Origin of the sequence: Paenibacillus sp. OAS669 (assembly GCF_014873645.1) — a bacterium.
Classification (GTDB): Bacteria; Bacillota; Bacilli; order Paenibacillales; family NBRC-103111; genus Paenibacillus_S; species Paenibacillus_S vulneris.
The window spans coordinates 169,008-189,337 of sequence record NZ_JADBDR010000015.1; the positions used below are offsets into that span (position 1 = coordinate 169,008).

23 protein-coding genes are annotated in these 20,330 nt (G+C 47.7%); all 23 read right to left on the reverse strand.

The features are described 5' to 3' along the window. Nucleotides 1-54: 54 nt before the first annotated feature. On the reverse strand, nt 55-855 hold the full coding sequence (gene spo0A / locus GGC63_RS27075) for a sporulation transcription factor Spo0A (protein WP_192704959.1): 801 nt from the start codon (nt 853-855) through the stop codon (nt 55-57). 208 nt (nt 856-1,063) lie between these two features. Then, nucleotides 1,064-2,392 carry a SpoIVB peptidase gene (spoIVB, locus tag GGC63_RS27080; protein ID WP_318781130.1) on the reverse strand — a complete coding sequence of 443 codons (1,329 nt, stop codon included), beginning with the start codon at nt 2,390-2,392 and terminating at the stop codon, nt 1,064-1,066. Between the two features lie 115 nt (nt 2,393-2,507). Then, nucleotides 2,508-4,202: a DNA repair protein RecN gene (gene recN / locus GGC63_RS27085; RefSeq protein WP_192704960.1), complete on the reverse strand. Its 1,695-nt coding sequence runs from the start codon at nt 4,200-4,202 to the stop codon at nt 2,508-2,510. A gap of 16 nt (nt 4,203-4,218) precedes the next feature. Further along, entirely contained in the window at nt 4,219-4,668 is a 450-nt protein-coding gene (gene ahrC / locus GGC63_RS27090; RefSeq protein ID WP_225948523.1) for a transcriptional regulator AhrC/ArgR, read from the reverse strand. Between the two features lie 235 nt (nt 4,669-4,903). Beyond that, complete coding sequence (locus GGC63_RS27095; protein ID WP_192704961.1) at nt 4,904-5,383, reverse strand: hypothetical protein; 480 nt, start codon at nt 5,381-5,383, stop codon at nt 4,904-4,906. 72 nt (nt 5,384-5,455) lie between these two features. After that, nucleotides 5,456-6,289, reverse strand: coding sequence for a TlyA family RNA methyltransferase (locus GGC63_RS27100; protein ID WP_192704962.1), 834 nt, complete (start codon nt 6,287-6,289; stop codon nt 5,456-5,458). A gap of 31 nt (nt 6,290-6,320) precedes the next feature. Further along, complete coding sequence (dxs, locus tag GGC63_RS27105; protein WP_192704963.1) at nt 6,321-8,207, reverse strand: 1-deoxy-D-xylulose-5-phosphate synthase; 1,887 nt, start codon at nt 8,205-8,207, stop codon at nt 6,321-6,323. A 177-nt stretch (nt 8,208-8,384) separates the two neighbouring features. Then, a complete protein-coding gene (locus GGC63_RS27110) occupies nt 8,385-9,290 on the reverse strand; it encodes a polyprenyl synthetase family protein (protein WP_079910789.1) in 906 nt (301 codons plus the stop codon). Next, nucleotides 9,287-9,544 (reverse strand): exodeoxyribonuclease VII small subunit, encoded by a 258-nt coding sequence (gene xseB / locus GGC63_RS27115; RefSeq protein ID WP_079910790.1) that lies wholly within the window; start codon nt 9,542-9,544, stop codon nt 9,287-9,289. The genes GGC63_RS27110 and xseB overlap by 4 nt, the downstream gene beginning before the upstream one ends. Further along, entirely contained in the window at nt 9,519-10,895 is a 1,377-nt protein-coding gene (xseA, locus tag GGC63_RS27120; RefSeq protein WP_192704964.1) for an exodeoxyribonuclease VII large subunit, read from the reverse strand. The genes xseB and xseA overlap by 26 nt, the downstream gene beginning before the upstream one ends. 3 nt (nt 10,896-10,898) lie before the next feature. Further along, entirely contained in the window at nt 10,899-11,768 is an 870-nt protein-coding gene (gene folD / locus GGC63_RS27125; RefSeq protein WP_192704965.1) for a bifunctional methylenetetrahydrofolate dehydrogenase/methenyltetrahydrofolate cyclohydrolase FolD, read from the reverse strand. Nucleotides 11,769-11,814: 46 nt separating this feature from the next. Next, complete coding sequence (gene nusB / locus GGC63_RS27130) at nt 11,815-12,267, reverse strand: transcription antitermination factor NusB (protein ID WP_192704966.1); 453 nt, start codon at nt 12,265-12,267, stop codon at nt 11,815-11,817. A 160-nt stretch (nt 12,268-12,427) separates the two neighbouring features. Continuing rightward, nucleotides 12,428-12,667, reverse strand: coding sequence for a DUF2273 domain-containing protein (locus GGC63_RS27135; RefSeq protein ID WP_192704967.1), 240 nt, complete (start codon nt 12,665-12,667; stop codon nt 12,428-12,430). 14 nt (nt 12,668-12,681) lie between these two features. Further along, nucleotides 12,682-13,242, reverse strand: a complete 561-nt coding sequence (amaP, locus tag GGC63_RS27140) for an alkaline shock response membrane anchor protein AmaP (protein ID WP_192704968.1) — start codon at nt 13,240-13,242, stop codon at nt 12,682-12,684. Between the two features lie 76 nt (nt 13,243-13,318). Beyond that, nucleotides 13,319-13,729, reverse strand: coding sequence for an Asp23/Gls24 family envelope stress response protein (locus GGC63_RS27145; RefSeq protein ID WP_079910796.1), 411 nt, complete (start codon nt 13,727-13,729; stop codon nt 13,319-13,321). A gap of 198 nt (nt 13,730-13,927) precedes the next feature. Next, nucleotides 13,928-15,286 (reverse strand): acetyl-CoA carboxylase biotin carboxylase subunit, encoded by a 1,359-nt coding sequence (gene accC, locus GGC63_RS27150; protein WP_079910797.1) that lies wholly within the window; start codon nt 15,284-15,286, stop codon nt 13,928-13,930. A gap of 206 nt (nt 15,287-15,492) precedes the next feature. Then, nucleotides 15,493-15,987, reverse strand: a complete 495-nt coding sequence (gene accB / locus GGC63_RS27155) for an acetyl-CoA carboxylase biotin carboxyl carrier protein (protein ID WP_192704969.1) — start codon at nt 15,985-15,987, stop codon at nt 15,493-15,495. 210 nt (nt 15,988-16,197) lie between these two features. Then, on the reverse strand, nt 16,198-16,983 hold the full coding sequence (locus tag GGC63_RS27160) for a SpoIIIAH-like family protein (RefSeq protein ID WP_192704970.1): 786 nt from the start codon (nt 16,981-16,983) through the stop codon (nt 16,198-16,200). 42 nt (nt 16,984-17,025) lie between these two features. Further along, nucleotides 17,026-17,661, reverse strand: a complete 636-nt coding sequence (gene spoIIIAG / locus GGC63_RS27165; RefSeq protein WP_079910800.1) for a stage III sporulation protein AG — start codon at nt 17,659-17,661, stop codon at nt 17,026-17,028. 33 nt (nt 17,662-17,694) lie between these two features. Continuing rightward, entirely contained in the window at nt 17,695-18,420 is a 726-nt protein-coding gene (gene spoIIIAF, locus GGC63_RS27170) for a stage III sporulation protein AF (protein WP_192704971.1), read from the reverse strand. Nucleotides 18,421-18,442: 22 nt separating this feature from the next. Beyond that, nucleotides 18,443-19,684 (reverse strand): stage III sporulation protein AE, encoded by a 1,242-nt coding sequence (gene spoIIIAE, locus GGC63_RS27175; protein WP_225948526.1) that lies wholly within the window; start codon nt 19,682-19,684, stop codon nt 18,443-18,445. Between the two features lie 26 nt (nt 19,685-19,710). Next, complete coding sequence (gene spoIIIAD, locus GGC63_RS27180; RefSeq protein WP_079910803.1) at nt 19,711-20,100, reverse strand: stage III sporulation protein AD; 390 nt, start codon at nt 20,098-20,100, stop codon at nt 19,711-19,713. Nucleotides 20,101-20,116: 16 nt separating this feature from the next. Then, complete coding sequence (gene spoIIIAC, locus GGC63_RS27185) at nt 20,117-20,320, reverse strand: stage III sporulation protein AC (RefSeq protein ID WP_079910804.1); 204 nt, start codon at nt 20,318-20,320, stop codon at nt 20,117-20,119. Between the last annotated feature and the right edge of the window lie 10 nt (nt 20,321-20,330).

A 20,330-nucleotide genomic window follows, 5' to 3' on the forward strand; every position in this document is an offset into this window, starting at 1 on the left:
ATAGCCATTCTTGCAATAGCCCTTGACATGCTTAACCCCTTATTCATCATCCTTTCACGAAACTTTATGCTCAATTCTCAGCTTATCCGCCACCATTGCTATAAACTCACTGTTCGTAGGCTTTGCTTTCGATATATTGATCGTATATCCGAACAAGTGGCTGATGCTGTCGATGTTGCCGCGGGTCCAAGCAACTTCGATTGCATGGCGGATCGCCCGTTCGACGCGGCTAGGCGTCGTTTTGTATTTTTCGGCAATGGCCGGGTACAGCGTCTTGGTGATGGCTCCAAGAATTTCAATATTATTGTAGACCATGGTAATAGCCTCACGAAGATATTGATAACCCTTGATATGAGCAGGTACGCCAATTTCATGGATTATGGTGGTGATGTTAGCGTCAAGATTTTTGGTTTTTGGCAGCTGCACGACATTCGCCTTAACCGGCGTTGGATTGGTTACCGAGCTGGATTGATTATTGGAGACCAGCTGGCGGATCCGATTCGTCAGGATTTCCATGTCAAAAGGCTTCAATATGTAATAGGAAGCTCCGAGCTGCACCGCTTTTTGCGTAATATTTTCTTGTCCGAAAGCTGTCAGCATAATGATTTTGGGTTGAGGATGCAGATCCATTTCCCGCAGCTTTTCCAATACGCCAAGTCCGTCCAAATGCGGCATAATGATATCCAATATCAATACGTCCGGCAAACGATTACCTTGCTCAATTAAACGAAGAACATCGTTACCATTGTACGCAACTCCGGTTACTTGCATATCGTCTTGTTCATCGATAAATTCGGAAAGTAAATTTGTGAATTCGCGATTATCATCAGCTAACAATACTTCAATCATTTGCAACGTAACATCCTCCTTCAAATGGCAACAAATAAGATTAGCAATATTTACCTAAGTATACTTTCGACAAGAGCAATAAAATTCCTCCTGTCGAAAATTATTTTTCTAGATTTTTTTTAAGTTTTCATTTATAATAAAAAATTTACACCAAATAAGTACATTATTCGACAAAACTGTAAAGAAGTCAACAAAAAAGAAAAACTAAAGGCTTTTATCCTGCCTTTAGCTCTTCTTTGGTATTTCTAAGCATGATCCCGGCGTCCTGGAGCATCCATTCGATGTAGCAGCCATAGCCGCTTGTAGGATCATTGACGAATACGTGGGTTACCGCTCCGATGACTTTGCCGTTTTGTATGATGGGACTTCCGCTCATCCCTTGAACAATGCCTCCTGTTTTTTCCAACAGGCGCGGATCGGTAATTTTGATGACCATCCCTTTAGTAGCCGGGTAATCCTGCTTGGCGACATGAACAACCTCGATATCGAACTTCTCCACCTTTTGACCGTTAACGACCGTATAGATCTGGGCGGAGCCTTCCTTAACCTCCTCAGCGAAAGCTACGGGCAGTGCTTCCTTGGTGAGCCCGTGATCAGGCAGCTCCCCCATTTTGCCGAATATGCCGAACGGGGTATTTTTCTCAATGTTGCCTAAGACCTTGCTTTCTTTTGAAAATTGAGCCCGCTTCTCTCCCGGTTCGCCGTTCTGGCTTTTGGAGATGGAGGTAACATTGGAGTGCACAATTTCCCCGGATCCTACAGCAATAGGGGTCTGGGTATCCATATCGGTGATGACGTGACCCAGAGCTCCATATACCCCTTGATCCGGCGCATAGAAGGTCAACGTCCCTACGCCTGCCGCTGAGTCCCTAATGTACAGCCCCAATCGATAAGCCTTATCTACAATATCATAGGAAGGGTAAATTTGAATATCAATCAGTTCATTGTTACGTTTGACAGTTAAAGTTAAAGGCTTCTTACTGCTGCCTGCCTCGGCTGTCAATTCGGCAACCTTGGATATTTCCTTCAGAGGCTTTCCGTTAATTTTGACGATAAGATCCCCAAGCTGTATCTTGGCATCCTCACCCGGTGAAATCTTTTTGTCCTCAGCAACAGCTACAAGATGATGACCAACGACAAGGACGCCTGCTGATTTTAGCTTCACTCCGATGGTTTGGCCGCCGGGTATCACTTTTAAATCAGGTACTACACTAACCTTGACGGTTTTTAAAGGAATTTTACCGAAGAGCTTCAGCTTCATTTCCGCTTGGCCCGCCTTGTAAGATTCCAAAGAAATAGGGTGATGAAGATCCACTTGGAATGAGTGCTTGGCCGAACCGTTAACCTTCAAAATTTCCGGATCGTTCACTGTCACTTGCGCGCTGACCGGCATAGCTAACTGAAGATGAGCCTGCTGGCCTGTGAAGAGCCTAAGCTCCTCGGGGAATGATGCAAAGCTTTGGAAAGGCGTGGATAAACTCCCTAGACAAACGAAGAAGACGAGCATTAATCCAATCATTCTTTTTCTGTGTTTGGAACTCACGGTGTCACGCTCCCTTGCTTCCTTCGCTGCGGCCCTGTATATTGCCGCTTGTGTACAATTAAGTTAACCTCACGCCCACCCTTTTATAAGTGAAAATGATGCCACGCTTGATCCTTTACATCCTTGATTTCTTTTCGTTAGCCAAATCCAACATTTCTTGAGCATGCTCCAGCGTCTTGCCCGTTACTTCGACACCGCCCAGCATACGGGCCAATTCATGAATGCGGCCGTCTTGCTTCAGGTCATCTACATGAGTAAACGTGCGTTCGTTGTCCGAGTTTTTATGAATCCGGTAATGGGCATCCGCCATGCAAGCCACTTGAGGCAGATGGGTGATGGAGAATACTTGGCAGCCACGCGACAGCTTGGACATTTTCTCGGCAATTGCTTGTGCGGCACGCCCGCTGACCCCGGTATCGACTTCGTCAAACACCAATACAGGAATACGGTCCATTCGAGCGAAAATCGATTTCAAGGCAAGCATAACCCGGGATATTTCCCCGCCGGATGCAATTTTGCTCAAGCTTCGCAGCGGCTCTCCCGGATTCGCTGAGATCAGAAACTCAACCTCATCGGCACCATCGATGGTCAATGCCTCATCCCGGTAAAGAATTTGAACTTTAAATTGGGTTCTTTCCATATGTAAATCCCGCAGTTCAGCTACAATTTCTTGCGCCAGCCGCTCAGCGATGAGCTGCCTTTTCTCGGACAGCTGTCTTGCCAGCTCCTGAGCCTTGGATAAGGCCGCAACTTCTTCTTTTTGCAGCTCCTGCAGTTTTTCGTCCTTATTCTCGATCATATCCAGCTCTGCTGTGACCTTCTCCAAGTACTTCAATATTTCGTCTACATTTTCTCCGTACTTTCTTCTTAAGGTCGCAATCGTATCGAGTCTTTGTTCAATGTATTCCAGGCGGGCCGGATTGAACTCGATATCATCCCTGTAATCACGGATTTGGTATGCCGCATCCTCCAGCTGATAATAGGCGCTTTGTGCCTGCTCGACCAGCGGCTTCAGCTTATCCGGATCCAGTCCGGCTATATCCTCCAGCTTTTGAATGGCTTTATTAATCGCATCCAGGCCTTTATTCCCTGAATATAAAAGATCATAGGCATCAGCGGCGTGCTGGTATAATTTTTCCGCATTTGCTAGTTTGCGTTTTTCTTCAAATAATAATTCATCTTCGCCGCGTTTTAATTGGGCCGATGTAATTTCTTCAACCTGAAAGCGATATAAATCAAGCATTTGCAGCGATTGCTTGCTGGTTTCCTCTAACTCCTTAAGGCTTTTGCGTATATGAGAATACTTCTCAAAAGCTTGCTGGTACTGCTGCTTGATCGGCCCAATTTCATTGTCACCGAACATATCGAGCCAGCGGATATGCTCTTCCACATGAAACAAGGATTGATGCTCGTGCTGACCATGAATGTTAACAAGCCATTCTCCTACTTCCTTCAAACCGGATAAATTGACAAGCTGACCGTTAATCCGGCTTGTGCTTTTTCCCTGGGAAGTAATTTCCCGCCGTATGATCAAATGATTCTCCGAATCGGCTTCGATTCCAAGCTCGGACAGAGTGCCCCACACCGGATGTCCGCTTTCTATCTGAAACAATGCCTCGATAGTAGCCTTGTCACTGCCATAGCGAACCAGATCTGCAGAGCTTCTTCCTCCGGCGATTAAGGTTAAAGCATCGATAATGATCGATTTTCCGGCGCCGGTCTCCCCTGTAAGCACGTGAAACCCTTTTCGAAAATGCAAATGGACGGCTTCAATAACCGCTAAATTCCGTATCGACATCTCAAGAAGCATCGTTCTCTCTCTCCCGTTAACTCAGCATGGATAAAATCTGATTGACAACCATTCCACTCTGCTCTTTGGTTCGGCATATAATTAGAATGGTGTCGTCTCCGCAAATCGTTCCCATGATTTCGTTCCATTCCAGACTGTCTATTAGCGCACCGATGGCATTGGCTGTTCCAGGCAAGCTTTTCATTACGACCAAATTTTCTGTGTAATCGATATGTACGAAATGATCGTTGAGCGCTCTCTTGAGTCTGTGCATGGGATTGTAGCGTTGATCGGCAGGAACCGAATATTTATAACGGCCGTCATCGAGCGGCACTTTGATGAGATGCAGCTCCTTGATATCTCGCGATATCGTAGCTTGAGTCACGGGGAAACCTGCTGCCTTAAGCTGTTCCACCAGCTCGTCCTGCGTCTCGATTTCATTGTTCGTGATGATTTCCCGAATTTTGATATGCCTTTGGCCTTTCATTATTTACCTCCTAAGAGTTTTTACGAAGTAAAAACTCACTCCGTAAGCGTTGCTTAGTTTTTACGAAGTAAAAACTCACTCCGTAAGCGTTGCTTAGTTTTTACGAAGTAAAAACTCACTCCGTAAGCGTTGCTTAGTTTTTACGAAGTAAAAACTCACTTCGTAAGCGTTGCTTAGTTTTACGAAGTAAAACTCACTCCGTAAGCATTGCGATTTCCTGCAGGACATTATTCAATTATACCGTCTCTTCTTCATCCGAATCCATATTCATGTGAAAAACAATCCGTTTTACTCTATTCTGTTGTAACTCGAGGTAAAGAACTCCTGATGTTTGCGGATACAGAAGCTGATAGACGAGCAAGTGATCCCGAACCGAGCTTCCCGTCATTTCGATCGGCTTACGATCCTTAGCTACTTTAACCGCGTAATAAAGACCGTCACGTTCAGCAAAATAATCAATAAACAATCGGCTATGCAGCTGTTCATCATCGTTGACCGTGATCTGCATGGGGATACGCTGTTTGCCGCTAACCACCGTGTAGCCTGCGCTTTCAAGCAGCCGCGTTGCTTCGTCCTCAGGCACTTCCTGAGCCTCCGGAACAGGATACAGCCCTTGCTCCACTGTTTCCTTCATGCGCCCCCGAACATACATAAAAAGCCAGGTTCCCAATACCACTACAATGAGAAAGATGACTAAACCGTCCCCGTTCTGCATGGCATCCCTTCACCTCAAGCCTTAGTATTCGAGAAAACAGGAGCAATATCCTCCAAAAACGGAAAAAACTCATCAGTTTGATGAGTTTTGAAGCTTTTGCGCATCGCTGACCACTTGCTGAATTTGTTCCTCAATAGCTTCGGGATAAACCACGGCTTCATCGGTGTTACAGCGGAAATAGGCCAAAAATTCAACATTGCCTTCCCCGCCCTTAATCGGCGAAAATGTCAATCCTTTCAGCACAAAACCAGTATCCGCCGCAAAGCTTAATACGGTCTGCAGCACTTCCGTATGAACCGCAGGCTCACGAACAACCCCGGTCTTTGGAACCTTCTCCCGACCTGCTTCAAATTGCGGTTTAATCAAAGCAACCACTTCACCATTCTCTTGAAGCAATGTTTTGAGTGTGGGCAAAATCAGCTTCAAGGATATGAACGATACATCGATGGAAGCAAACGATGGGCTCGGACCCTGTAAATCCGCAGGCTGCATAAACCGGAAATTAGTACGCTCCATGACGTTTACACGGGAATCGCTGCGTAAAGACCAATCCAGCTGATTGTACCCTACGTCAATAGCATATACGTAGGATGCGCCGTTTTGCAGTGCACAGTCGGTAAACCCGCCTGTAGACGCCCCGATATCCAGCATCGTTACGCCGTTCAGGTCGATCTGGAATTGCTTTAACGCTTTTTCCAGCTTCAACCCGCCGCGGCTTACATAGGGGTGGATGGCGCCTTTCACAACAATTTTGGAGGAGCGGGCAATTTTCGTACCCGCTTTATCCAACGGCTCATCATCGACCAATACAAGGCCGGCCATGATTGACGCCTTAGCTTTTTCCCTCGATTCAAAAAAACCCTGCTCAACGAGCAATACATCCAAACGTTCTTTATCTGCTGCCATCTATTGCTGCTCCTACTTTCTCGTGCATGCCTTATGCACGCTGGCGTTTGCGAGGCATCAGCGCTTGCACATCGGATACGAGACGTTCAACGGTAAGACCGACCTCTCTGCGCTGCTCCCCAACAGAGCCGTGCTCTACAAAATAATCCGGTACTCCGATAATTTTAATCTGCAATCCATAAATGCTTTGGCTGGAATAAAACTCGAGCACGCCACTGCCGAAGCCGCCCATCTGAGCGCCTTCCTCCAACGTGATGATTGGAAGATGCTCCTTGGCAAGCTGAAGCAGCATCGCTTCGTCCATAGGCTTGATGAACCTTGCGTTCACTACGCGGAGCTGGATTCCTTCTTTGCTCAGCTGTTCTGCCGCTTCCATGGCGATAGGAATCATTGGACCGACAGCCAGCACCACAGCACTGTCCCCTGGTCTCAAGACTTCCCAGCTGCCGATTGGAATCGTATGAAGCGGTTCATCCATAGACACGCCAAGTCCGGCAATACGCGGGTAGCGGACTGCGATAGGACCTTCATTATATTCGACAGAAGTTTTGAGCATATGCCGCAGCTCATTCTCGTCCTTAGGCATCATCAAAACCATATTAGGAATGCTGCGTAAATAAGCGATATCGTACACGCCCTGATGCGTCTCTCCGTCAGGTCCGACGAAGCCGGCGCGGTCAATTGCGAAAATAACGTTCAGGTCGGCACGGCAAATATCATGCACTACCTGATCGTATGCACGTTGCAGGAAGGTAGAGTACACCGCAAATACAGGCTTGATTCCTTCGCTAGCGAGGCCCGCGCATAAAGTGGCGGCATGCTGTTCCGCAATACCCACATCGATCATACGACCGGGAAACTGCTTCGCAAAGCCGTTCAAACCGGAACCGCCTGGCATGGCTGGAGTCACGGCAACGATTCGATCGTCCTGCTTGGCAAGCTCAATCAAAGTATTGCCGAAAACCTCCGTATACATCGGCGGTCCGACGACTTTCAGCATTTGGCCGGATTCGATCTTGTACGGACTGGCTCCATGCCATGCATAGGAGTCCTTTTCCGCAGGCGTGTAGCCCTTGCCTTTAAGAGTCAGGACATGAACCATAACCGGCCCTTCCACCTTTTCAGCCTGCTTCAAGGTTTCCAGTAATACCGGAAGGTTGTTCCCGTCAACAGGTCCGAAATAAGTAAAGCCCAGCTCTTCAAACAATACGCCGCTAACAACCATATATTTCAGCGAATCCTTAAGCTTCTCCAGCGTTTTGGCCAGAGTTCCTCCGATTGCCGGTATTTTTTTGATCAAATACTCGACTTCTTCCTTCACCTTCACATAGTTGCGGTCCGACCGGATTTTACCCAAATAGTTATGAAGAGCCCCTACATTAGGAGCAATGGACATTTCATTATCGTTCAAAATGACCATCAAATTCTTTTTCTCATGACCGATATGGTTCATGGCTTCAAAGGCCATTCCGCCTGTCAGCGCTCCGTCGCCGATAATGGCGATGACCTTATTCTTCTCGCCTTTAAAATCCCGCGCCATGGCCATCCCCATAGCTGCCGATAAGGAAGTACTGCTGTGTCCGGCTTCCCAGACATCGTGTTCGCTCTCGGAGCGTTTTACAAATCCGCACATTCCTTTGTATTTACGCAAAGTATCAAACTTGTCCATACGTCCGGTAAACATTTTATGAACATAGGATTGATGTCCCACATCAAAAATAAATTTGTCATAGGGACTATTAAACAAGTAATGCAGCGCAATTGTAAGCTCAACGACTCCAAGGTTAGACGAGAGGTGTCCACCAGTGACTGAAAGCTTTTCAACAAGAAACTGTCTGGTTTCTGCAGCCAGTTGCTCCAGTTGCTCCATAGACAGCTTCTTCAAGTCTTCAGGCTGATTGATTTGTTCGAGCAGCACGCTTGTTCCCTCGCTTCCTTGATTGAATTTAAAATCTATATGCCGAACCGGGAAAAGTGAACCTGTCAACTGGTACGAAAATCTTGAAAATGGTTGAACCCATTATAACACACGGTCAATTTCCCCTCAAATGAAACCTCCATGAAAGGACACTGATTCCAGCGCATCACTGTACTTCTAATGATCTCTTTGGATCAAATAATCGGCAAGCTGAAGCAATCTGTCCACATAAGGGAAGTCTGCATCGATCAACGCCTGCTTGCCTTGTTCGGTTAACTGAACCACCTTTTCTTTGGATGCTTCAATACCGACGAAGTACGGATAGGTCACCTTTTGCTGTTTTTCATCGCTTTTGACAGGCTTGCCCAGTTTCTCTTCGTCACCGATCACATCAAGGATATCATCTTGAATTTGGAACGCGAGCCCGATATGCTGTCCGAACTTTTCAAGAGCCTGAAGCTGCTTTGGAGTCGCACCACCCAGGTGCCCTCCTGCCTTCAAGGAGAAGACGATAAGATCGCTGGTTTTGTGCAGATGGATATATTCCAGCTGCTCCAAGCCGGTAATACCCTGCTCGCCCAGCATGTCCGCCGCTTGTCCGCCAACCATCCCCGGCGCTCCCGCCAGCCTGGACAAATCTTCAACAATCTCAACGATCGTCTCGGCAGGTACGCCATAAGCGCGGTAAGCTTGCACAATCGAATAAAAGGCGTGGGTCAGCAGCCCGTCTCCGGCCAGAATAGCCATAGCCTCCCCGTACACTTTATGATTGGTCAGCTTGCCCCTGCGGTAATCATCGTTATCCATGGCAGGAAGATCGTCATGAATAAGCGAATACGTGTGAATCATCTCAACGGCAAGAGCTACCGGAATCGCTTCCTCGATGCTTCCCTTTAACGCTTCCACCGCTGTCAGCACCAGAATCGGACGCAGCCGCTTTCCCCCTGCCATCAGGGAATACATCATGGATTCGCGCAGGCTGTCAGGAATATTCCATATTTCCGGCAATGATTCGGCCAATTCCGCTTCAATCAATGCTGTCTTTTGCTCTAAATAGTGTTGTATGGAAGAGTCCGTGCTCATTTAAGTTCACCTTTCTCGTCAGCTGAAGGGTTGAACGGTTTTTTGACCAGTCCGCCTTCCTGATCCATCAAAATTTCTATTTTTCTTTCGACCTGCTCGAGCTTTTGTCCGCATAGCTGGGATAGCTTCATCCCTTCCTGAAACAGCTCAATCGCCTGCTCCAGCGGAACGTCTCCGCTTTCCAGCCTGGCTACAATCTCTTCAAGCTTGTCCATAGCTTCTTCAAAGCTAGGTGTCGTTTCCGGTTTTGTCATTTTGCTTCTCCTCCATTGACCACACATGACAATCCACTTGCCCGTCGACCAGCCGCAGCTTAAGTACATCCCCAAGTTGCACTTGTTGTATGGATTTTATTAATTGCTTCTCGCTCTCATCATATACTAGACTATATCCGCGCTGCATGACCTTCAGAGGACTTAGCGCATCCAAATGCCGCATTACGGATATGAGCTGCTGCTGTTTATGCTTCTTAGCCTGCTGCATAGCTTGGAGCAGCTGCTTGCCTGCACCGTCGAGGCGCTTTCTGGCATACACCGTTTGCTCCTTGGGGTTAAAGGCGGATAGACGCTTATCCAGTCTCATGTGCCGTTCCTGCAGCTTGGCGATTTTCCCACGCAATTGAAAGCCCAGCTGCTCTTTAGTACGATCCAATCGTTCCATCGGTTGCAGTAACAGCTGCCGTCTCGGATTGATAAGCACCGGCGAACGCCGAATCCGCTGCAGCCTCTCGCGGCTGCGTTTCAATTGATTGGACAAGCCGCCATATAACTGCTGATTCAAAAAGCTCAGCTGCTGCTTAAGCTCCATATGGTGAGGGACGGCCAATTCCGCAGCCGCTGTAGGCGTCGCTGCCCGAAGATCCGCTACGAAATCCGCAATCGTAAAATCGGTTTCATGGCCAACGGCAGAAATGATCGGAATAGCCGATGCGAATATCGCCCGCGCCACCTTCTCTTCATTGAAGGCCCATAGCTCTTCCAACGATCCTCCGCCTCGTCCGACTATCAGGACATCTACCTCATTCATTTCGTTCATTGCTTCAATCGCTTTGACGATGGAAGGTGCCGCTTGGGTTCCCTGTACGAGAACGGGATACAATAACACGGGCACGTTCGGATAACGCCGCTGCAGTGTGATGATGATATCTCTTACCGCCGCTCCCGTAGGCGAAGTGATGACTCCGATCGCCTTGGGATAGCGGGGGATGGCTTTCTTTTTGGAGACGGCAAACAGCCCTTCGTTCTCCAGCTTTTTTTTCAGCTGCTCAAAAGCCAAATATAAGCTTCCGATACCGTCAGGCTGCATTTGCGTCACATAAAATTGATATTGCCCGTCCCTTTCATACACCGAAATATTGCCGCAAGCAAGCACCTTGGTGCCTTCTCTCGGAATAAATCCGAGCCGCTGATTGTACGAGGCGAACATGATGCTTTTTAACCGGCTGTCCGAGTCCTTTAACGTAAAGTACATATGACCGCTGGAGTGATGGGTAAAATTCGAGATTTCCCCTCGCACCCATACATCCTGGATGACATGATCGCTCTCCAGCTTCATTTTTATGTAACGATTAAGCTCTTTAATAGAGAATATCGATTTTTGGCTCATCGCTTATCCGTTCACTTTGGATTGTGCAGCAGCACGCTTTGCCGCTTCCAATGTATTTCGAAGCAAAACCGTAATCGTCATCGGACCGACACAGCCAGGAACCGGTGTAATATAGCTTGCGGTATCAAGCACATCGTCAAAATCGACATCGCCTGCCAATTTGCCCGTATCCAACCGGTTAATACCGACATCGACTACGACAGCACCCGGTTTGACATGCTCTTTTTTGATCATTTTCGGTTTCCCTACGGCAGCTACCAAAATATCCGCTTGACGGGTAATCTCCGCCATATTAGGGGTTTTGGAATGCACAACCGTTACGGTTGCATTTTCTCTGAGCAGCAGGATGGCCATAGGCTTGCCGACAATATTGCTTCGGCCGATAACGACCGCATGCTTGCCTGCAATCTCAACGCCTACCCGTTTTAAAATATCGATAACCCCCGCCGGCGTACAAGGAGCAGGGCCTTCCTTGCCAATCATCAGATTCCCGACATTCACCGGATGGAAGCAGTCCGCATCCTTCTCAACAGCGATTGCTTCAACAATTTTCTCCTCGGAAATATGCTTAGGCAAAGGCGATTGGACCAAAATGCCGTGGATTTGGTCATTTCCGTTCAGCTGCTCGATCAAAGCCAGCACTTCCGCTTCCGAAGTATGCTCCGGCAGGCTGTGGACTTCGGAGTAAATCCCCGCTTCTTCACAGGCTTTGGCTTTATTCCGCACATAAACATGAGAAGCCGGATCATCGCCGACAATAACAACAGCAAGACCCGGATGGCATCCGTTTTTCTTCAGCTGCTCTACTTCTTCCTTGATTTGTGCACGATAAGCACTTACAATTTCTTTTCCGTTAATGACTTGCGCCGGCATGAAAGAATTCCCCTCTCAACTGTTTGGTAATGAATTTGATCAACCCTTACAGGCTTTTGGCCTTAATGCTGTCAAGCTCCTTGATCATCTTCCCTAATACCCCATTAACAAATTTGCCCGACTCTTCCGAACCAAAGTGCTTAGCCAATTCAATCGCTTCATTGACGACAACCTTCGGTGGAACGTCTTCGCGGTAAACCATTTCATATGTAGCCAGTCTTAAGATTTCGCGGTCGACCTTGGACAGCCTGTCCATTTTGTATCCCTTCAAATAGTCCATCAGAAGCTCATCGATCCGCTCCTTGCGCGAGATCGTACCTTCTACCAGCTCGGTCACGTCATGAGCAGCGATTTTGTCCTGCTCCTTGGTCAATTGGGCTTCATCTTCCGTTTGTGCCTCTTCCACCACATGAGCGATGGCTTCTCTTGCGCTCACTTCGTTCATTTCCATTTGGTACAGGCTTTGCAGCGCCAGTTCCCTTGCCAATCTTCTTCTCATTAAATAAGTTTCCTCCTAAGAGCTTTCCCGAAGGGAAAGCTGTCTTCGTAAGCATTATCTAGCTTTCCCTTAAAAGGAATGCTTTTTCACTAGTACCGGGCTTCCGATGAAATTGTTTTGCCTAATCAAACAAAAAAATCCTTGGAAAGAACCAGGGATTTCATCTAAACAATCTCCATTTGTCCATTAGCCAGCGCCACATTTGTACAATGGGAACTGCCGGCTCGCCCCGATCGACTCTTTTCCCTATATGATAACAAGTATATACGATAAGGACAAAAATTAACATATCCCATAGTCCGCAAATCAAATAGATGATTCCGAGCAGCACTCCGACGATGGACAACATCGTTTTGCCTCTGTGATTAGCCCATAGTTGTTCCCATAGCTGTATCCACATCCGGGAGCTCACCTCTATTCCACTCTACTCTTAAAAGTGGGGGATGCCTGTTGAATATTCGCTACGAACACCGTTACTTGGGCAACTGGGATACCGGTGATTTCTTCTATATGCTCTTTAATGCCGGATTGCATTTCCTCCGTCAATTGCGGGATGGAGCTTTCCCCGTCCACAATCGCGCGAATAATAATTTCGAGCCCGGCCGGACTTACCTTCACTCGCGCTTTCAGGTCCTTTACACCGCGGGAGCGGCGAGCAGCCTTAAGCGCCAAATTTTCTACCGTTTCCATGGAAATGCGAATGTCGCCGAAGTCCGTTCGCTGGTCAATCGATGGCACATTGGACCGGCCTCTGCGTACTGATACATACAAAAAACGAATACTGATCAAGGCAAGAATAACGGTTACAGCAATAAAAATAAGCGCCGTATCCATATCATAATAGACATCATAAGCGAAGTTTTTGGCGTTATCAAAAGAAATCCATCCGAATGCGCAAAATAACATCACCACGCACCCGATCAAAACAGCCAGACTAAATAGGAATAAGAGCAATCTGTCAATTACTTTGATCACACAACCGGACTCCTTCCGAATTAGAGGAAACCCCCTTACGGCTTGAAGGGGGTTTGCCAAGAGCATATTTACGTGTCTACTTGACTCGGTTAGGCGTAACTTCAACCTCTTCCACTTTGTCTGCGCCTTTGAAGATGACATCATGAATATGTACATTCACTTGTACAACGCTCAAACCTGTCATTGACTCTATCGCGTGTTTAACATTTTGCTGCACACCGGAAGCCACTTCAGGAATTCTGGTGCCGAATTCAATCACTATCGATACATCGATCGCTGCTTCGCGCTGGCCTACATCCACTTTAACGCCCTTGGACATATTTTTGCGACCCAGAAGCTCAGCGATACCGCCTGCGAATCCACCGCTCATCCCGGCTACGCCAGGCACTTCGATGGTCGCCATTCCGGCAATGATCTCGATAACCTCAGGAGCAATTTGAATCGTGCCCATGTCAGTTTTTTCATAATCGGCAGCAATGGTTGTCATAAAAGGATCCTCCTTGGAAGTTTTGCGACAGCAAAACATACTTAGTAGACGCTGAAAGGCAAAGACCTTGAAGTCAATACCTGCTGCTTGTTAGCGACCGTAAGCAAATCAGCGCTTACTTAATGCATATGCGTCATTTCACAAAACTTGTCTTATCGATTACTATACCATTATCCTAAATATATGACAAATGACAGATTACGAATTAGGATCATTCACATCATGCTCTTCTAGGAACTTGATATCGAAGTCGCCGGCAATAAATTTCTTGTGCTCGAGCAGCTTCATATGGAAAGGAATCGTGGAATGAATCCCCTCGATCGTAAACTCCGACAAAGCGCGTTTCATTCTATGAATGGCTTCGTTACGGTCTTTCCCCCATACGATCAGCTTGGCAATCATCGAATCGTAATGCGGAGGGATCGTGTATCCCGGGTAAGCCGCGCTGTCTACACGCACTCCAAATCCGCCCGGAGGCAAATAAAACTGGATTTGACCTGCTGATGGCATGAAGTTGCGCGTCGAATCTTCCGCGTTGATACGGCATTCGATAGCCCAGCCGTTAATTTGCACATCCTCTTGAGAGAAGGACAGCGGCTCGCCTTGAGCTACATGAATCATTTCTTTAATAATATCGATGCCTGTAATCAGCTCCGTTACCGGATGCTCAACCTGAATGCGCGTATTCATCTCCATAAAGTAGAACTTTCCGTCCGGACCGAGCAAGAACTCTAGCGTACCCGCTCCCGAATAATTAACGGCCTGCGCCGCGCGAACAGCCGCGTCACCCATCTGCTTGCGGATTTCCGGCGTCAAGGTAGAGCAAGGAGCTTCCTCAACCAGCTTTTGGCGTCTGCGTTGAACCGAACAGTCACGCTCTCCAAGATGGACAACATTGCCATGCTTGTCCGCCAAAATCTGGATCTCCACATGCTTCATACCCGTCAGGTATTTCTCCAGGTACACGCCGGCATTACCGAAAGCTTTTTGGGCTTCCTGCTGCGCGGTCGTAATTTGCTGGATCAGCATTTCTTCGTTTTCGGCAATACGGATACCCTTGCCTCCGCCGCCTGCAGTCGCTTTGATAATGACAGGATAACCGATCTCGCGTCCGATGCGGATAGCATCCTCCATATCCTCGACAAGTCCGTCTGATCCGGGAATAACAGGAACATTGGCGTCCTTCATCGTTTGCTTCGCGACCGATTTATCCCCCATCCGGCTGATAGCATCAGCTGACGGCCCGATAAATGTAATATTGCAGCTTTCACAAATTTCCGCGAAATCCGCATTTTCGGCTAAAAATCCATAGCCGGGATGGATCGCATCCGTCTCGGTCAAAGTGGCTACACTTAAAATATTGGTCAAATTAAGATAGCTGTCTTTGGACAGAGTAGGTCCGATGCAGTAGGCTTCGTCGGCAAGACGAACATGCAGTGCCTCGCGATCCGCTTCAGAATAAACCGCAACAGTCGAAATGCCCATTTCTTGGCATGCTCTTATGATGCGTACTGCGATTTCTCCTCGGTTGGCGATAAGTATTTTTTGAAACTTCACTGATTTTCTCCTCCTGAGAGCTTTGCATTTGCAAAGCTTTCTTCGAAAGCTATAACTCTGAGTTTTGCTTGTAGCAAAACTAACGTCGTAAGCATATGCTCTAGCTTTGCATTTGCAAAGCTTTCTTCGAAAGCTGTAACTCTGAGTTTTGCTCGCAGCAAAACTAGGCATACGCTAGGCTTTGGTTTCGAACAATGGGCCCAGCTTTACTGCGGGCGAACCAGGAACAAAGGCTGTCCGTACTCAACCAATTGTCCGTTCTCAACTAGAACGTCTACGATTTCACCTTTGATTTCCGCTTCGATTTCGTTCATAAGCTTCATAGCTTCGATGATGCATACAACTGTTTTTTCCTTAACCGCACTGCCTTTGGTCACAAAGGACGCTGCACCCGGAGACGGTGCTTCATAGAATGTACCGACCATCGGAGATACGATAGTATGTAGGCCAGCTTCTTGCTTGGACACTGCCGGAGCACTCTCAGCGGCAGGGGCTTGTACAGCCTGCGGCTGCTGGATAGACTGCTGTCCGATCACAGGGGTGAAGGCTTGTTGAACAGGTGCTGCTGTAACAACTACAGATTCCGTTTTATTTGGTTTACGAAGTGTAAGGCGGGAGCCTTCATTCTCAATTTCCAATTCATGTAAGGAACTTTGATCAATAAGCTGTATCAATTCTTTAATTTCGTTTAATTTAAACACAAGATTCACTCCTTCAACGATGGTGAAACAACGACGTTGTTATTATATCACAATCTTACTTGAAGAAAAGAGTTTATTCTTACATCCTTTATATGCGGAAGCACGGCCAGCATGACGCATGATTCACAGCAAGCCGCAAAGAACAGGACGGTTTCAAAGATCCGGAGGATCCTCGGAAACCGTCCTGCTCCTTCTATGCACTAATTGACCTTAAGGTACATATTGAACGACAACCTTGTCCGGGCTAACGTTCATTTCCTGCATTACTTTCTCAACAATGCTGACCGCCTGGCTTTTTTCAAGCTTGGCGCTTTGCACCGTCACTCTCCATTTCGAGGATTCTTGCGTGATTACGGCTTGCGGAAAGTCCTTCATCAAGCTTTCTTCAAGGTTGGTTATCTTGGTTTCATTATCCTGAAGCTTTTGCAGTTCGGCCGCCGCATTGGCTGCGGCTTCTTGCGTTTGCTTGGAATCAGAGAGAATTGTGACCCATTTCTCGGACTGCTTGGCAATTTCCTCATCGCGCTTCAAGCCCAGATTGATGAAGTAGTCGGTACCGGATTTCGCCTGGGTTTGGACTTGCTGCAGCACCTTGGCGTCAGCCGGGCTTACTTGTTCATTGGCTTTAGAAGTGGATTGGCTGTTGGGAGCTGCATCGGTTTTAGCCTTTGTGTCTGTCTTGGTTGAGGACGTAGGATCTGTTTTCGTGCTGCTTGCTTTTGGATCCTGCGTTGTTTGGGTTGATCCGGATTGTTTGGCTTCCGGAGCGGCTGCGCCCGTTTTGTCATCCGTATTAACATCTGCTTTCGGATCGGCCGGTGTTTGCTTGCCATTCAAGTCATTGGTATTGACGACAATTTCTTTGGCTGTGGGTGCAGTGCTCGTAGAGTTCATTTCCAGCTTGTTTACATCCTCGGTAAATAAATAGTATGCGGAGAGCACGACCATCAAGCTGAGCATCGAAACCAACCAAATTGTTTGCCTTTTCGTATTCATCTTTTTATTCCTCCTTGGAATGTGGGGTATATATTTTAATCTTTATTGCTTACGGGGTAAGATTGAAATCTTGTTGGCCGGAACGTCCAAGCCTCTTTCCACTGCCTCGGTAATCATTTTTTTCACCGTTAAATTCTCGGCGCCTTTAGCTACAACCAAGACCCCCCTTATTTTGGGCTTGATGTATTTTTGAACAAGCGGCTGCTTGCCGTTGGATACTTCATATAAAACGACCTCGCCGCTTCGTGTGACATCCGTAATGTGGCGGGTGGCGCCGTGCTGGTCTTTTTCATTTGTTACCTGCTGGGTTTCCTTGGTATTTCTTTCTACCGTAACCTCTTCCGTGGAGTCGATCGTAACGAGCACTTCCACCTCTCCCACCCCTACAATTTTTGTTAAAATCTCCTTAAGCTGATTCTCATAAGCAGCTTCATAGTCCCGAAATGCGGAACGTTCTTTGCTGGCAGAGGAGGTAAAGGCAGGCTGAGCAGGAGGATCCGGGGAAGCCCTCCCTTCATTGATGGGGTCAACATCCTTCACCGTGATGAAAGAATTGAGAATCATAAACGCTGCTCCCACAAGCCCAAGCAGAATCAGCCATCGAAACGTCTTTATCCGCTTCGTGCCGTTCGGCCCTCCGCCTAACCAAGTCTCCATCCATTTCATAAAACCACCCATCGCTCACACCTCCTCAGCCTCCATTTACTCGGCTTACGATTTCCATTTATCTTGAGCTACGTCAACATAAATTTGACTAAGCGGCACCTGCCATTCTTTATTGATCGACATCCGAATCTGCGTGCTTTCTTGTTCATAGCCGTTTGCAGATGCCGGCAGATCCTTCGAATTCTTCCCTTCCGATTTGCTATCGGGTACAATCTGAACGACTACCGGCTGCACAGGCTCAACGGTGACGTTTTTGATAGAATCGGTTCCTTGAGGCTTCGCAGGCTCTGTCGGGGCCCGTGGAGCAGCACTGACATCGACTCTGACAATCTGCAGCTGTCCGCTGCTGTCCTTGGCCGTCTGTACCTTCACGCTTTGAACATCAACGGCAGCGCTTTGTTCAATGCCGCGTTTCATCAAATCTTCTATTTGCTGCTGCGCGATTCGCTGGGACTGCTGCTCCTGCCGGGCTTTTAGCTGCTCCGCTTGCTGCTGGATGCTTCCAAGGGACATCATGGAATTTTCCTGAGACCCCATGGAAGCGAATAGTCCGCCGCCTTTGGTGTTAAATGCATCCGCCAGCAGCTGATCAAGAGGAACATTTTTTTGGAAAATGGAGAGCAAGGGCTGCAGCAGGATCAGTAAAATGAATAAACTGATGACGGTCTTGACGTATCGTTGCATCGATTGACTCGGCAGCAGAATATCGACGAAAGTTGCGAGCAGGATTACCAGCACAATGGATTTAAGCCAGCCGCCTAACCATTCCATGTCCAAGCTCCTTTCCTAATGCCTATCGCATCATGACGGACAAATTGCCGGCCGTTATTAAGATCGTAATGGCAAGGAAGAACATCAGCCCCACAACAGCCAAAGCGGCGAATACATAGATCAGGCTTTTGCCTATCGTTTCAAGACAAGTAATTAGCGGGTTGTCCCCGAGCGGCTGAAGCACCGCTGCAGACACGTTGTATATCAAGGCAAGCGCCATTATTTTCAATGCCGGAAAAGCGCAAAGGATCAAAAGGATGACGACACCGGCCAGTCCTACTGCATTCTTCACCAGAAGCGAAGCTCCGATGATGGTTTCCGAAGCATCGGAAAACATTCTCCCAACCACAGGAACGAAGTTCCCCGCAATATATTTGGCCGTTCGGATCGTAACCCCGTCTGCTACCGCACTCCCCGCCCCTCTGATGGAGATGACGCCGAGAAACACCGTCACGAACACGCCCAGGCAGCCCACGCTCACGTTCCTCAGTAAATTGGCTAGCTGATTGACTTTGTATTTATCTGTCAGCGAGCTTACTATATGAAGTACGGCCGAGAAGAACAGCAGAGGAAAAACAACCAAATAGATTGCGGTTCCTACGGCATGAATCATGAAGATGATGAGCGGATGAAGCACAGAGACCGATACGACGTTCCCCATTGAAGCCAGCAAGGTCAGCAGGAGCGGAACGACCGCTATCATAAAGTGAATCATGTCCGTTATCGCCGTTTTGGCATAACCTATGGCTACGCTGAAGCTGTTGATAGCCATGATCATCAGTACGACAAATGTAATTGCGTAGGCTACTTTGCTGACGGTATTTTTCTCAAACGCGCTTTGCAGTGTCTCGAGCAGCATGCTGAACATCGACAGTACGACAATGGATGCAAGCAGCTTGCCGTTGTACAAAAGCTCATGAAACAGGTAGCGGACAATTCCCGTGAATATGGAGCTTAACCCTAAACCCTTGGAGCCTGTAAGCAGCTCCATAAACGTTGGGGTCTTACTGTCGGGAAAATACCCGCCGTACGTTTTCATCAGCTGATTCCAATATTGCTCCACCCGATCGGTATTCAGCCTTTCTGCCTGTTCTTTAATGATCTGCTCTACGGGTGTAGCCTGCACTATGCCGGCATTGTCCGTGAGACCGTAAGCTAACGGATCCCCGGCCAACGAGAGGCCGATGAGGCACAGCAGAAGCAGCAGAGGCTTGGCCGCCCTTCTCCGGAACCATTTCTCCATGTACGACATTGTGAGCAGCATTTGCTTCATCTCCCGGGACCATATACTTAGGCGGGCAGCAGCTTGACCACCGTTTCAATAATGACGGACACAATCGGTATGGCCATAACCATAATCAGGATTTTGCCGGATAATTCAATCTTCGAAGCGATGGATTCCTGACCTGCATCCCTGACGATTTGAGCGCCGAATTCGGCGATATACGCGATGCCGATAATTTTCAGGATCGTTTTCAGAAAAATCATATTGACATTCGCATTCACGGCAAGATCCTCCAGAATTTGAATGACGGATGCGATCTTGCCTATAAGAAACAAGAAGATGACGATGCCCGTAAACGCGGCCAGAAGGAAGGCGAATATAGGCTTCTGTTCCTTGATGATCAGTACCAGTATGGTAGCGATTAAGCCCAGACCTACGATTTGTACGATCTCCACTGTGTCTCACCCGCATCTACTGGAATAAAAAAATGGTTTTGATTTCCTTGAACAAGTTATCAAGCAGGCTGACAACCATAAACAGCACGACAACGAATCCTATCAAGGTAACCCAGTGCGCCATATCCTCTTTGCCCATCTGCTTAAGCACGGTATGAATCATCGCGATAATGATTCCGATTCCGGCGATCTGAAATATCGCGTTCACATCTACGTTCATTCGTGGCACC